14 protein-coding genes are annotated in these 15,346 nt (G+C 38.5%); 2 read left to right on the forward strand and 12 right to left on the reverse strand.

The features are described 5' to 3' along the window. Positions 1–81: 81 nt before the first annotated feature. The 5 genes from E0H89_RS02580 to E0H89_RS02600 form a co-directional block, all read right to left on the reverse strand. Positions 82–900, reverse strand: a complete 819-nt coding sequence (locus tag E0H89_RS02580; protein WP_131214282.1) for a class I SAM-dependent methyltransferase — start codon at positions 898–900, stop codon at positions 82–84. Then, positions 894–1,718: an undecaprenyl-diphosphate phosphatase gene (locus E0H89_RS02585; RefSeq protein WP_131214283.1), complete on the reverse strand. Its 825-nt coding sequence runs from the start codon at positions 1,716–1,718 to the stop codon at positions 894–896. The genes E0H89_RS02580 and E0H89_RS02585 overlap by 7 nt, the downstream gene beginning before the upstream one ends. A 12-nt stretch (positions 1,719–1,730) precedes the next feature. Next, positions 1,731–2,396, reverse strand: coding sequence for a tRNA (adenosine(37)-N6)-threonylcarbamoyltransferase complex dimerization subunit type 1 TsaB (gene tsaB / locus E0H89_RS02590; protein ID WP_131214284.1), 666 nt, complete (start codon positions 2,394–2,396; stop codon positions 1,731–1,733). Positions 2,397–2,526: 130 nt separating this feature from the next. Beyond that, complete coding sequence (locus E0H89_RS02595) at positions 2,527–3,057, reverse strand: gamma carbonic anhydrase family protein (RefSeq protein ID WP_131214285.1); 531 nt, start codon at positions 3,055–3,057, stop codon at positions 2,527–2,529. A 14-nt stretch (positions 3,058–3,071) separates the two neighbouring features. Continuing rightward, entirely contained in the window at positions 3,072–3,689 is a 618-nt protein-coding gene (locus E0H89_RS02600; protein ID WP_131214286.1) for an NUDIX hydrolase, read from the reverse strand. A gap of 126 nt (positions 3,690–3,815) precedes the next feature. Here E0H89_RS02600 and E0H89_RS02605 point away from each other — a divergent pair, with 126 nt between their 5' ends. Next, positions 3,816–4,364 (forward strand): NUDIX hydrolase, encoded by a 549-nt coding sequence (locus E0H89_RS02605; RefSeq protein ID WP_131214287.1) that lies wholly within the window; start codon positions 3,816–3,818, stop codon positions 4,362–4,364. A gap of 57 nt (positions 4,365–4,421) precedes the next feature. Here the strand turns inward: E0H89_RS02605 and filF are convergent, their stop codons facing one another. From filF to filA, 6 genes are all read right to left on the reverse strand, one after another. Further along, positions 4,422–6,392 (reverse strand): putative pilus system protein FilF, encoded by a 1,971-nt coding sequence (gene filF / locus E0H89_RS02610; RefSeq protein ID WP_131214288.1) that lies wholly within the window; start codon positions 6,390–6,392, stop codon positions 4,422–4,424. A gap of 21 nt (positions 6,393–6,413) precedes the next feature. After that, a complete protein-coding gene (gene filE, locus E0H89_RS02615; RefSeq protein WP_250697816.1) occupies positions 6,414–7,568 on the reverse strand; it encodes a putative pilus assembly protein FilE in 1,155 nt (384 codons plus the stop codon). Positions 7,569–7,600: 32 nt separating this feature from the next. Further along, positions 7,601–9,265, reverse strand: coding sequence for a putative pilus system OmpP1/FadL family transporter FilD (gene filD, locus E0H89_RS02620; protein WP_131214289.1), 1,665 nt, complete (start codon positions 9,263–9,265; stop codon positions 7,601–7,603). Between the two features lie 12 nt (positions 9,266–9,277). After that, on the reverse strand, positions 9,278–10,510 hold the full coding sequence (gene filC / locus E0H89_RS02625) for a putative pilus system protein FilC (RefSeq protein ID WP_171459122.1): 1,233 nt from the start codon (positions 10,508–10,510) through the stop codon (positions 9,278–9,280). A gap of 46 nt (positions 10,511–10,556) precedes the next feature. Beyond that, positions 10,557–11,390, reverse strand: a complete 834-nt coding sequence (filB, locus tag E0H89_RS02630) for a putative pilus system C39 family peptidase FilB (protein ID WP_131214291.1) — start codon at positions 11,388–11,390, stop codon at positions 10,557–10,559. A gap of 196 nt (positions 11,391–11,586) precedes the next feature. Next, positions 11,587–12,627, reverse strand: a complete 1,041-nt coding sequence (filA, locus tag E0H89_RS02635) for a putative pilus system protein FilA (RefSeq protein WP_131214292.1) — start codon at positions 12,625–12,627, stop codon at positions 11,587–11,589. Between the two features lie 258 nt (positions 12,628–12,885). Between filA and E0H89_RS02640 the strand changes: the two genes are divergently transcribed. Beyond that, positions 12,886–14,223 (forward strand): anthranilate synthase component I family protein, encoded by a 1,338-nt coding sequence (locus E0H89_RS02640; RefSeq protein WP_131214293.1) that lies wholly within the window; start codon positions 12,886–12,888, stop codon positions 14,221–14,223. 21 nt (positions 14,224–14,244) lie between these two features. On the opposite strand, the gene hisC is transcribed toward E0H89_RS02640, so the two are convergent. Beyond that, the gene (gene hisC / locus E0H89_RS02645) at positions 14,245–15,333 is read right to left on the reverse strand and encodes a histidinol-phosphate transaminase (protein ID WP_131214294.1); all 1,089 of its coding nucleotides are present in this window, start codon (positions 15,331–15,333) and stop codon (positions 14,245–14,247) included. Between the last annotated feature and the right edge of the window lie 13 nt (positions 15,334–15,346).

A 15,346-nucleotide genomic window follows, 5' to 3' on the forward strand; every position in this document is an offset into this window, starting at 1 on the left:
TTTATGCTTGATGGGAGTTTTATCAATGCCGTTTTTTAACTATATAACAAATTAGTGCCCAATATTGAAGCAATTACCAAACTACTCTACAAGGCGCTGCTGAAAGTATGCATCAAAACGACATGCATCACCTTGCCATTGATGATTAGGTTCTTGGCTCGCTAAATATACCGCTAAACGAGGCCGCTTTACCACCACCCGTTTTGCTATTTTTTGTGCCAAAATCAATAAATTATCCCCCAGATCCATTTCACCATCTTCAGGTAATAACATATGCAGTAATTGCATCTGCTTTTTGACTTGAGCCTGTTTTTTAATCGCTTGCTGGTTTTGATCGCGTTGTGGAAACATGGGATCCAGATAAACCACATCTACGATATTATTATGCTCAGCTTGCTGAATCAGGTAATCGGCTGAATCAGAGAAAACCAGATCAATCCGTGCAACCACTGAACTTAAAAAAGCATCATGTTCAGCATGAGTTTTAGTATCTTCAAGCAAGGTAAACAAGATGGGATGTCGCTCAACCAAGGTGACATCAGCACCTAAATATGCCATCAGTAAACTGTCATGCCCCAACCCTGCGGTCGCATCGATCAAGTTTGGTTTTTCCCCCAGATTACACGCTCGCGCAATCATTTCAGATTTTAAGGATGCTCTTTTTAAACGTGGCACCTCTGCTTTCCAGTCCGGCTGCATCTTCATTCCATTGGCACATAACCACAGACCGGATTCATCTACGCATAAAGCAAGCTCAGGATGAAAACGCAAAAATCTGGCATTGAGCTTTTCAATGACTTCAAGATTTACCTTCACTCCACGAGAAGAAAGCACAGCAGAATACTGCTGTGCTTTCTGTTGAAATTCTTGTTCTACAAATAAGCGGATTTCGCTTACCATAATTTCCAGCCTGTAAATGCAAAGAGTAAGATTAAAAGACCCGAGGCAATACGATACCAAGCAAAAACCATAAAATCACGTTTCGCGACATAGGCCACCAATACACGAATTAGAATCAAAGCCGAAACAAATGACACTATAATTCCTGTTGCAAGAACGGCCCAATCTTGTGTACTTTCGAATACATGGTAGCTTTGATACAGATCTAACAGGCCTGCACCAATAATCACCGGTATGCCCAAGAAGAAGGAAAATTCCGTTGCCGCTTTACGGGATATGCCTAAGAACATTGCACCAATAATGGTTGCACCCGAACGTGAAGTCCCCGGAATTAAAGACAGCACTTGAATTAAACCAATCCAGATCGCTTCTTTATAGCTAATGTTCTCGACTTCTTCAGCATTGACTTTAGGTGGATTTTTCTCAATCCAGATAATAATGAAACCACCAACAATTAAACCAATCGCAACGGCAATATCATTAAATAATAACTCTTTGACTGCCTGTCCAAAAGTCAGACCAATCAATACGATTGGAATAGAAGCCATGATCAGGCTAAAGCCCAAACGGCGACCTTTGGGTTCACCGGTAAACATACCGGTTGCCGCGCCCCACAGACGAGCCCAGTATTCATAAATCACTGCTGCAATCGCGCCCATTTGAATGGCAATCACGAACACATCACTTTTTTCTTTGGTCCAGAAATTCATTAATTCTGAAGCGAGAATTAAATGCCCAGTACTGGAAATAGGTAGAAATTCGGTAACACCTTCTACAATACCCATAATTGCCGCTTTTAGCAGCAGTAAAAGATCCATACAAAATCCTGATTATGATTTGCCCTGTTCTGGAATTTTTTTCCAAGCGTTATCACGTAAATACACAGGTAATGCCTGTTCAGCACTGACCCATTTTTTTTGTTCAACATCTGCGCGCGCAATGGTAGCAATATCTTGCGCAGTCGCACTTAAGTCTTTGTATTGTATTTGTTCAGGCTTAATTAAAGCTGAACCAGAACCTACAAGTTCAAATTTAACCGCATGACTGGCATCATTGTAATTTAACAGTCGTTCTTCATCCACAGCCTGCATAATGCCCTGTGAATCGAGTTCAAAACTCGCAATATAGACTTCCTTCATCCGAGCATCGAGGACTGCTGTCACGGCGGTTAAACCTGCAATGCGGTGTGCCGCCTGTGCCAAGGCTTGTAAAGTTGAAACAGGAATAACCGGCAGGTCATTTGCCCATGCCAATGCCTGAGTCACAGCTGCATTAATTCGTACACCACTAAAAGAACCGGGACCACGGCTAAATGCAATTGCAGTTAGTTCAGATGCAGATAGACCAAGCTGGGTAAATGCCTGCTCAATCATCGGGAGAATCGTTTGCGTTTGTGCTTTTGCTCGCGCATCTAATTGGAAAAATAATTCTTGGGTTTCATCTACAATAGAGACGGAACACTGCTCATTGGCAGTTTCCAACGCCAGCAATTTCATGCACGACCTTAATTAATTTAAATGTAAAAAACGAGACATATGATACTCCACTCATCCGCACTAGGCGAGATTTTCCAGCTGGGGAATACAAAAAAGCCAAGCATTTGCTTGGCTGAATAAAGTCATCAAATTACAGTTCAATTCTTTCCAAGTTCTGAAAATTCTTAAAATGTTCTGCGTAATGCAGGGCACTCATTTTGAGTTTAACTTCAGCAGTCCCATCTAAAGTTTTGATGATTTTCCCGGGCGAACCCATCACTACAGAATTGTCTGGAATGACCTTGCCTTCAGGAATTAGTGCATTCGCGCCGATAATACAATTTTTACCAATCACTGCATGGTTTAAAATGACTGAGTTGATACCAATTAAAGTGTTATCGCCAACAGTACAGCCATGCAACATGGCTTGATGCCCAATCGTGACATAATTGCCAATATGCATTTCAATGCCAGCATCGGTATGTAGCACTGCATTCTCCTGAATATTGCTAAAATCACCAATTTTGATTTTGCTGTTATCACCGCGGATTACCGCGCCAAACCAGACACTGACCTGCTTTCCCATTTCAACTTGACCAATCACCGTCGCATTGTCTGCTACCCAGCCATCCCAAGGCTGATGTGTTGCTTGAGGTGCATAACCATTAAATTTGTACAGCATGATGTAATATTCCCTTATCTATTGCGTTTAATTTTATTAGTATGAAAAGCTGGAGAATTTAACAAAAATGGCCACTCTTTCTGATAATTTAAACCATATTGAAATAGTGATATCAACATCCGTGCGGTTAAGCCCCAGACAATTTCATTTTCCACCCGCATACTGGGAAAATATAAAGACTGGTGTGCATAACGCACTTCATAGGGAATGGGTGGCGCGCTCATTAGACTATTTAGGGATGCAAAGAAAATACGATCAATTTCAGTCGGTTGAGCAGTCAAATTGACTTCAGCTGGAATTACTCCCACTACAGGTTTAACCAACATGCCATTGCGTGCTTTTTGCATCGGTAAATCACCAATCAATTGCACATCAAATGGATTTAATGCCGTTTCCTCATAGGCTTCACGTAATGCCACGACGATATTACTGGTATCTTGTGGATCTCTTTTCCCTCCCGGAAATGAAACCTCTCCCGCATGATTGTTTAAATATAAAGAACGTCGGGTAAGTAGAACTTTTGGATCAGATTCATCTGTAATCGCGATTAATACAGCAGCCTGTGCCGGCTTGACCCGTGTTGAAAAACGTAATCTTTGCTGTAACGATTGTATTAATGAATGGTCATCCATACCTCTACTCTCCCGTCATTTCTTCTTAGTTTCATCATAGCTGAATTTTTATTCTAAAAGATAGAAATGATGCCAAAGTTGAATTTTTCAGTTATGCTGAACACACCTTTATCATTGACGATGAATATGAATTTCTGTGTAATTTGTGGACATAAAACAACGGAAAAAATCCCACTCGGCGATCATCAATTACGCCGTGTTTGTACAGATTGTGGCAATATTCATTACATCAATCCTAAGGTTATTTGTGGAGCACTGGTACTTTGGGAGAATAAAGTTTTGCTTTGTCGCCGTGCCATTGAACCTCGTTATGGGTTATGGACACTTCCAGCCGGTTATATGGAATTATTTGAAACCATGGAGCAAGGTGCAGCTCGTGAAACCCGTGAAGAAGCTGAAGCTGAAGTTGAAATAGAACAACTCTACTGTATGTATAACATTCCTCGAATTGGGCAAATTTATGTTCTATTCAAAGCCAATCTGGTAAACGGGATATTCGGCGCGGGCGAAGAAACTATTGAATCACGCTTATTTGAAGAACATGAAATTCCGTGGTCTGAACTGGCTTTTCCAAGTGTAGAACGCACCTTAAGGCATTATTTTGAAGATCGTAAAACTGCTTCTTTCAGCATGCATTTAGAAACTTTAGGTACCCGTTTAGATCATACCGGTTAATCCATCTAATAAAAATAAGCTCCTAAAAAGCCCATCCTGTGATGGGCTTTTTAGGGATTACTTAATTTTGACTGTATAACACGGAGCCAAAGATAGCTCTAAAGTCCCACCATTCAGTTTAGCTAGGACTTTATCATTCTCTGTCACCAAGCTGGGGTTATTTATATTATAAATACCCTGGAAACTCGCCAAGCTATTGCCCCATTTCACAGCACTATTATCCGAGTTAGTAAAGCTTACTGTTGTTGGTTTCATTCCAGTGGGTATTGACGGATCCAGTAAGTTGGTCAAACGCAATAATGCACCTCCCACGACAATACTTTCAGCTGATGCTTCAGCCGATGTTTTAATCGTAGAATTCATCCCGACTAATGCACCATCAATTTTTGAAAATGCTGCACCTGCTAAAATCATACGCATGGAAATCGATTGTTCTGGCGTAAAGGTACGTGCAATGGTGCCTAAACGGTATTGCTGTACATTATTTGTATCCTTAAATGAATTCGGAAGTATATCCTCGCCACTGCATCCATTTACTCCATCTGTAGACATATCATTTTCAGTAAAATCAGGCTTCATATTGGTACGAATATCCCCATTACGGTCTATAACAATCCCTAATTTCACATCAGCTACCCCAGTAGTGGTAAATTTGAATGTTAAATCGGCATACAGGGGAAAGACATACTTGTCTCCTAAAGCAACATTATTAATCGATTTAAAGACTTTTCTATCAAGATAGGTAATCGGGAAAATTTTATACAGATCTAAACTACCTTTATATACCTCACCCGAGTTGGTATTTTGCTGCCATTGACCCAAATCCAGTAAATCACTGTCAGTAAGTGTCGTTTTCTTGGTCAGTAATTTATAAAAACTTTCTTTTCCGGCAATCATATAATCGTTGTAAAGTTTACCCTGATTAATGATGAGAGGTTGAGAACTTACATCCTCTAGATCAAACTGATAATCCTGATCAATTTTTTTGCTGACCGGATTAATCCAATGAGACTGTGCTGCAGCGGTCATCCGTACTGGTCTTGCCTTACGGATCAATCCAGCATTTATAGAACTGAGTGCAGTTGAAGGTGGGGAAGAAGGTGTAATAGTACCTCGCCATTGTAAACCACTACCCAAGGTATAACCCTGACGGTCAGTAATTAACATGAAATGCCCAAATAAAAACTTGATGGATGTATCCGTTGTAGTACAGACATCTTTATTACAACCCACCAAACCATCAGAACCCGACAGCAAGTTCCCCACTACACCACTGGTAGAAAATAGAGAAAATTCTGGTTGATATACTGCTGCACTGGCAATGATCATTAATTTCTTGACCACTTCAAATGCTTGATCATCCGTAATTATATTTACGTCTACCCATGGTTTAATGATGGCTACATATTCGCCGTTAATGATTTGTTGAGTTGTTAATGACTTTAAAATCAGATCTAATTTTGTTCGCATTGCATCGGTAATATATAAAGCCTGAATATCTGTCGGCTCAACAATTTTATTATCTTCCAAAGCCAATACTTGCAAAATTTTTACCAGACTCATTGCCACCTTAACGGTCGCATCACTCTGATCCAGATTTATTGCAGACTGTCCTGTAATCCCTTGTGCAATATCGAGAATGGTCAAACGTGGAATATGCCCTATCGTACTAACGAGTGCAATTTTACTTAAATCTACTGTCCCTAGATTAATCTCTTTATCTTTTTCACCTTTTATAAAGAAACTGATTTTGTCACCATTTCTACAGCTACCAGTAGCCACATTATTAGCTCTATCTATAATAGAAATAAAGCTGTTGCTTGTATCGCTACTACATTTAAAGTTAAGTCCATCCAGCGGATAGTCCAATGCAAATTGCACACAGCCATTCGTACCTACAGTACATGCACCATTTTCCGTACTCGAATCATAAGCTTCCGGGATAATATTGGCGCTTTCACCACCACAACCACTTAAACCAGCCATTAATGTTGTTAAAGCAAAAGGGAGTAAATACTTATTTTTCATCCTAGTTCTCTTCTTATATCCTTAGCGAATTGCTATTAATTTTAATTGCCCCTGATTGGTGAGCGCTTTGTTTTCCAAATCTATTGCACTAGCTAAAGGAGTCAATAATATATATTGACTTTGAGCAGGAATATGAACGATTCCTTCAATCTTTTGATATGTTGTAAAAGATTGAACATTTTCATTATTTTTAAACCCCCCAGTACCCTCAAGCACGCAACCACTCGAATCTAAAAAAACCACAAATGGCCAATAAAAGGTCGGATTCTGTTGTCGTGATGCATAAGAGCTAATCTGAATATTCTGAATTGCATTGGAAACTTTCACAATTTCAAAATCAAACTGTTCTTTTAATGGGGCACGAGGCCAAATATTAAGGTCCTTATCCAAACTGAGGGTTTTCGCATTTCTAATTTTTTTATCCTTAATACATTGTTGACCTAAACTTTTAATGGCATCTGCTTGAGAAACCCGATAATAAGTCGATGACAATGTAATCGGGCCAGTATTCTGTTTTTGATTCTTTTTAAAAATTGATTGCAGCAGAGATTTACTTACTCCTTTTTCACGCTCAACCGTTTGTAAACGTGTCGTTCCATGCTTGATATCAATGATCCCTTCAGGCATAGCGTAAAAGCGTTTTTTCCCTTCTAAATTAAATTCTTTATTTTCCAAGTATTCATTTTTAATATATTTTTCACCAGAAATCATCGTAAAAGTATCCGTGCTTTCAGATTCTTCTTGCTTGACTAAAGTATCGGACAAATGAACTTTCGTTTCCTCATTTTTAAGCTTTGGTTGGGCATTTGAAACATCTTTTACTTGTTCTACATTTTTTGATTCAACTTGAACTAGAGGGTGCTTATGCTCTTTTTTATTCACAAGAGCTGAATTATTTTTTTTAGTTACAGCAGAAATTGATCCATTTTCTACTGGTAATTGTGCAGGTTTAGATAACTTTATTTCAGTTACAGTTTTTTGTGTTTGTGTTTCTTGTACATTGTTTTGAATTGTAGTTAGAGGTTGCTGCACCTTTAAAGCTTCAGCAACCTTAGGTTTTGACTGGATGGGTTGTTGTACGATCATCGGTCGACCATCAGGGCCAATAATAGTATAAAACTCGCCTGCATATGAAAAAGATACCTGCGCTACACATAGCATAAGTATTGATTTCACAAATGAATTCCCTCTCATTATTTTCAAATCGCTTACCATCTCGTTCTATAGTTCAATCCTAAAATCGTTATTTTGGTATCTGTTTTGACATTTAAACCCGCATATGGATTCAATAAAATATTATTTACCCCAGTACAGTTAGATAAACAACTCGAATTGGCAGGAATATTATCTTTACTACGTAAAAAACCAATTGATAAATCTAAATCAGTTTCAGCATCAAAACGATAGCCGACACCCAAACCAAACAATTGCGCATTGTTAATGGGAATCATTGTATTTCTTCGACCATCAGGAATAGCACTGCTACGTGGTTCATATCCAGCACGTAATTTCAAACGATCCGTCGCAGAATATTCAACACCTATTCCAAAACTCCAAGGTGAAGTAAATTCCATAGGCAAAGCTAATGAAGTATCTCCAATATTTTCAGAGAGCAACTTGGCTATTTTTAATGCTGAAATTTGTCGGTCAAACTCAAATTTAAATTTGTCCCAAGCCTTATAGTCTGTCCAACCTACATCAAAATTGACCTGTAAATCGGGTAAAAGCTTATATTTTATCCCTGCTTGAAAATGTGCTGGATATTCAAAGTCCATTGAAACAAGCCCAGACTCACTGGCAGGTACAGCATTTGGAAAACCTAAAATTGCTGCAAGAATTTGTCCAGTAGGCGATGACATTAAGCCTTTAATTAATTCACGTGGTGCTTTGGCATTATCAATATGATACTTACCTTTCAAACGCATTTTTGCCGCACTTTGATAGACCATACCGAAGCTAAAATCTTCAGTCGGCTCCCACAAAACACCGAGGTTATAACTCGGACTTAGCGACTGTTCTAAAGCTAGTTGCATTTGACCAAATCGGCCAAATGGGTTCATCCCCTCTTCGGTATTACACATACCGAGTAATAAAATATCAGTAATGATATCTGAGTTTTCTTTAAAAGGTGTGCAGACAACCTCATCGATCATGCGCAACATACCAATCAATTCATTTGGAAAACGTAAATCTGTTTTTAGCCCAATGGCTTGATATGACATCCCTACAGAAGCGCCAACCGATAAATGGTCATTTACTTCATATGCAATAGAAGGGGATAAATATGTAATCCGCTCTAGAGCAACTTGTTGCCCCATATAATTACCTGGGTTTCCATTTTCTGCACCAAAACCGGCAACCAACGGTGCATACATTGCAGTCGCAAAAGTTGTTTTGGAACCTGGCGGATTGTAAGCAATACCTGCTGTAGGTGCTGCCAATGGAAAACCTTCACCAAGATCAACCATCTTTTTTAATACGGGTACATATAAACTTACGTATTCTACATCACCACTAACGGTCCCTTTAAAGTCGGTACATAAATCTGAAGACACCTCAGGTCCATCATTACATACCATTGGATCATCAGAATAACCAAATACGTTATAGCCTGGAGGAACCGAGAATTCTCGCTTAATATCGAAATTAGCAAGGATACCTTGTACGTCAGTTTGCAAGCCTTCAATTTTAGTCAAGGCTGCAGGATTAAAATGAATTGCACTAATTCCGGGAGGATCTGCAGTAACCGCATTCCCCATACTCAATGATCTGATATCAACAGATAAATTGGTTCCTAATTGAGCAAAAGTTGCACTTGAACAGCCCGATATGATAATTGCTGCGGCTAACGGGCGAAGTCGAATCTTATACATACGACCACCCTCTTAGCGTAGTTTCTTGCCGAAACCTAAAATATCAAGTGGGAATGACAAACCCAAAGATACATCAGGTGCATCTTCGGTTAAGCCTATACCCACAGTTCCATTTACAATTGTCTCGGGTGAAACACGAACACCTAATGAAATTGCTAAAGTAGAACTGGTTTGATCAGCAGGTGAATAGCTTTCACCTGAACTATAAGTAAACTCTGATCCCGTATTAAAACTTTGCTGATATGACATAGTCATAGAAACATCGTAATTGAATGAATAAGCAAAACCAAAGGCAAAACCACCGCTAATTCCTGGTGTAAACTCATCAATAACGCGCGAACCACGGCGTTGATTAAGTCCAGTTTCTTTAAATCCATAATTTGCGGAAACAGAGGCAAAAAGTACCACTGGATCTATATATTTACGTGTACTTGCACCAACGCCCGCAGAGTAATAGCCTTTACCCGTGGATAAATCATCTGCAGCATTTATTTCATATGGGCTATCACCGGTTTTAGTAGATATATTACCAAACAGGATTAAAGGTAAACGACCAGCTTTAAGTGGGAAAGGTTCCCAACGTGCACCAAAAGAAATATCACCTAAACCCGCGGTAGAGGCATCTTTTAATAAATCTGTTTTTGCGACTAAAGGGAGCGAAGCCGTAAATGTCAAATTATCCAAAATGCCGTATTGTGCAGTAAAAGTATTAGTAATTGAGTGGGTCGCATTTTCTTGAACTCGCAGTTGGTAAAGCTGTCCTCTCGCCATTTCAGCATCAATTTGTGTATCACGATAATAGGTATAATCGATATCATAATAAGACGAAATATCACCTTTTTTAATTAATGAATACTGTCTTTCATTAGAAGTAAAAACTTCTTGTAAATTAGTTTCTTTACTCGCATCCCCTTCTTGCTGCTGCAAGGCTGAAGATGCTTGTGAACGTTCATCTGCCGGCTGTGATTGCACTAGAGAATTAGTATTTACAGGTAGTACTGCTGCCCCTGTTTCCTGGTGTTCCTCGACAGCTTCATATTCGCCGAGTGCTGACTCTTCTACCTCAGCATTTACTACTGCTGTCGTTTGTTCATTTACAGTCTGTGACGGAGTAGATTCAACTTCTGTTTCCTGTTGATCGACGACCTCATATTCCCCCAGTGCTGGTTCCTCTGCATATGCAATCCCTATTGTCATTTGAATACTCAAGGCCAATAAGGTTTTGTTCATCCATTTACGATTCATATCCCATCCCACCATTTTTATTTTTTTAATCTGCTACTTTTAAACGCTATTTACTCTTGTAATAAAGTCGTAAAAAATTATATGTCGGTGCACCAAAGCTCTCTGATTCTTCATTTAAGTTTTTATCTAAACGAATCGTTGATGCTTTATCAGCAATCTTTTCCATATAAAATTGCGGATATTGTATATTAATAAAAGCATAACGATTAACAGTGGCATCATCCACATGTCTTAAATCTGAATCATGCAGAGCCAATAAATTTTTTCGCTGTTCAGGCGCCACATTAATTAAAAAAAGTGTATTGTTTTCCCAAATTTCTTTAAAACGCTGCTCATCAAAACTGATATTCCCCAGTGCAGGATCAGCGACATAAATGCGGCCATTTTTATAGGCTTTAAAAACAACAAAATGCTTAAACCCTGCATATGAAATTGGTACGATTGCAGGTTCTGCCTGTTTTATTAAATCTGAAAACTCACCTTTATATCCCCCACTATCTAGGCCCAACGCTCCTACAAAGCGCTTCATATCTAGCAAAGAAAAACTTCGACGTTCAACGATTTTTTCAGTTTCTCCAAACTTTAGAAGACCTTCCATAGTTTGTTGTTCAGACAGTTGTGTTCCTACATAACCATTTAACAATGTTGTTAAGGCGGCAGATCCACAACTATAGTCATAGGCTTGGCGAACAATGCCACGAAATTGATCTTGTAAAGCGGGTTTAATAAGGACAGGCTCTCTATGCATCCGGTTAAATGAATCTTGTCGAGAATCCAAAGTTTCTGTGTAATAGACCGCTTCTGCGGGTTTTTTCTTAATATCAAAGGCTTCTGTGGCAAAGTAGTACATCAATGCCGAGCCTAATGCAATCTCTAACATATCTTTTAACTTTTCTAGTTATCGGCATGACGCGCCTTTGTTCATTATTTTTTTAGAGCTAATGCTCTACATCCATGTAAAAAGGAAGATACCCTTTTTTATAAAAAAAAACATCTTTTTTTTAGGTTTTTTGAAAAATTTCACATTATTTTTGTAAAAAAAAGCGCGTGATTTCACGCGCTTTTTTTATATAAAATTAACGACCAGAAATACTAATTACAGAGCCTTTAGTATAGTTAGCACCATAGAATGTTTGTAGACCTTGAACTTCTACATCACCAATAGAACCACCAGCACGGCTACCTAAATGGATGCCTTTAACATAATTATCAATTTTGTCATTTGTGCTTACAATACGTACAAATCCTTTATTCGCTGCTGACTCGCCAAACACACTTACACTGGCTTTCATGGTTAAATCATTTGTACCTGCATCAGCAACCTTGATGCTTTCAATGAAGATTTCACCCGGACCTGTTGTAGTAATATTAGTTGGAGGAGTACCTGGAATTTGTGCAACTAAGGCACCATTTGTTGAGTTGTCCAGAATACCTAAGTTTTTAATTTCAAGACCACCAATCATTTTACTGTCTAATTTAATCATTGCACCTTGAGGAGCTGCACCCAACTGAATATTTGCAGTCATTTTACCTGTTTTAACAGACAAACCGCTTATGATTGCATTGTAGTTGGCATCATTACCGCCACGACGGATATTAGCTGAAGGATCATTTGTACCAGATGCAGTTACACCAATCTCACCAAGGTGAATTTCCAAGCCAGAAACTTGAGCTGCGATATTGATAAATGCAGTATTACCATTGCCTGCCCCAGCATCACTATCAATTTGTAAATCAGCAAGATTACCAGTAGCTAACAACTGTTGGTAGTTTGCACCAATAAAGATACCTTGGTCTTTACGATCAATTGTAGAACCATTGGTTAATGTGATTGTCTCTGAATTTGTTGCACCTCTGATTGAAATAGCACCTGCATTACCAGTACCGCCTAAAGCAGTAACAGGAGTACTTACACCAGAAGCATCTTTCGTACTTAAACCATCATTATCATGAACAAACATTTTATCAATGGTAATTCTAGAAATACCAATCCCGATGTTAATACCATCTTGACCAGTTGTAGCACCTAGCGAAGCATCATCCATTGCTTGCATTGCCATCGCATTTGCACTAATTGCTAATGAAGAAACTAAAGCAAGTTTAGTAAATTTTTTCATTTCGTACTCTCCCAAGAGTATTATTTTTTTGATTGTCAACCACTCGATATCCCATGTTGTTTTTTATTTTTGGACAACAATGAAATCTTTCCTTGAGCAGCCTATTTGCCCTACTAAAGTTATAGGTGTGTCATTTTTTGTTCAACTGCTGTTGGTCGTAATCCATATGTTACCGATAAACGGTATTTACAGTTTTTATGCATAAATATTGTTATAGAATACGTTATCTCTGTATAACATTTTATAATTTAACATCGTATGGATAATCCTGTTTTTTTTAAAAAACTGTTGACTGAAAAATGGCTTAATACAGCTCAAATCCTGTCTTCTTTATCGCATCTCAGTCATCTGGTTTACTTGAAAAATGTAAACCAACCTGTGATCGCTTTTTTTGCATCTGAATATCTGCTTAAGCAAGGCGAGGTCACTCAAAATTTCACACGAGTTTCGCTCCATCAATATCAAGAAAAATCACAATCTATTAATTTTAGTCATTTTTTTAAAAAAAATACTCAAACCTACCATTCTGATTTTAATGGTGGATTGATTGGCTTTATCAGTTATGATCATGCAGCACAACAACAAGTTTATATTAGAGAAAAAAAGCAGCCGTCTTTCTTTTTAGGTATTTATCGCAGTTATCTTAAACTTACCTCTAAGGGGTGGACTTTTTTTAGCGATGAAGATGAAGCTGAAAGCATTTTTCAAGTGATTCAGAACGCAATAAAATACAAAGGACACCCCTCTTTCTCCCTCAATCAACCTTGCAATGCACGCTGGAATAAACATGAATATGTAACTGCCTTTAAGAAAATTCAAGACTATATTAAAGCCGGTGATTGCTATCAAATTAATCTGACTCAAGAATTTACAGCAAAAGCTCAAGGATGTTTATTAGCTACAGCTGAAAAGTTTTGGAAACTCACCGATGCACCTTATTCTGGTTATTTAAAGATTGATGACTTTGAACTATTAAGCTGTTCACCTGAATTGTTTATTAATTTTGAAGAAAATCGAAAAATTGTCACTCGACCAATCAAAGGTACAATGCCCCGTTATGCTGATCCGAAACAAGATGAACAATCCAAAAAAAACCTGATTCATTCGAAAAAGGATCAGGCTGAAAATGTGATGATTGTCGATTTACTGCGCAATGATTTAAGTGTATATGCAGAAACAGGTTCGGTAAAAACACCGCAACTTTTTGGAATCGAATCTTTTAATCAAGTTCATCATATGGTCAGTGAAGTCACTGCAACATTAAAGCAAGATATTAATCCCTTTAAGGTGTTAATGTCTGCATTACCTGGAGGTTCGATTACGGGTGCGCCAAAAATTCGCGCAATGCAGATTATTGATGAGGTTGAAGGGGCGCTTCGCGGAGCTTATTGTGGATCAATGGGCTATTTTAATTTTGATGGTACAGGCTCGTGGAATATTTTAATTCGTTCCATCCAAAAATATCAGGAAGATGTTTCTATTTGGGCAGGTGGTGGAATTACCATTGCCTCTGATTGTGATGCAGAATATCAGGAATGTTTTGATAAAGTTTCTGCCATGCTCGATTTACTCAATACATGGCAGAAAAAATCCTAAATTAGCTCTTTTAAAAAGACCTTAAGCCAAAATCTCATTTAGAGTATCAACAAGACGTTGATTTTGTTCATCTGTACCAATAGTAATACGTAGATACTGATTAATACGAGGCTTATTGAAATAGCGTACAATAATGCCGCGTTCACGTAATTCAGCTGCTAATTCAGCTGCATCTTTACTTAGGAGTGAGGCAAAAATGAAGTTGGCTTTTGAAGGTAAAATCTTAAAACCAATCGCTTCTAAATCAGTAACTACCTTTTCACGGCTATCAATCACTTTTTGGCATTGTGCTTCAAAATAAGTTTGATCTTCAAATGAAGCCACAGCAGCTGCAATCGCAAAACGATCCATTGGATATGAATTAAAGCTATTTTTTACCGCTTCCAGCGCGGCAATTAAATGGGGTTGAGCAATCGCAAATCCTACACGCAAACCCGCCAATGAACGTGATTTAGAGGTGGTTTGGCACACGACTAAATTTTCGTATTTTTCCACTAAATTCACTGCTGATTCTGCACCAAAATCAACATATGCTTCATCAATCACCACCACTGAGTCAGGATTCGCTTGCATCACCTCTTCAATTGCAGACAATCCCAATGCAATACTGGTTGGTGCATTGGGATTCGTGATAATGATGCCGCCATTGGCTTGTTTATAGTCATCCACCACAATTTCAAAAGCATCATTGAGGGGTAAAACTTTGGTTTTTACCCCAAAGAATTGACTATAAACGGGATAAAAGCTGTAAGTAATATCAGGATAGAGTAATGGCTGCTCTTGCACAAAAAATGCTTTAAAAATATGGGCGAGCACTTCATCTGAACCATTACCGACAAAGATATTGCTTACATCAACATTTTGTTGAGCGGCTATGGCTTGCTTTAATGCAGAGGCATCTGGATCTGGATATAAACGCAATACATCTGCTGAGTTTTCTAATACCGCTTGTACCGCTTCTACTACTTTTGGAGAGGGTGGATACGGGTTTTCATTGGTATTCAGTTTCAATAAATTTTGAATTTTCGGCTGTTCACCCGGTGTGTACGGTTCTAATTCACGTACAGCTGGACTCCAGAAACGCATTTGTTGTGTCGTGATAGTAGACATTGTTTTTATCTCT

Source organism: Acinetobacter sp. ANC 3781, assembly GCF_004331285.1.
Lineage (GTDB): Bacteria > Pseudomonadota > Gammaproteobacteria > Pseudomonadales > Moraxellaceae > Acinetobacter.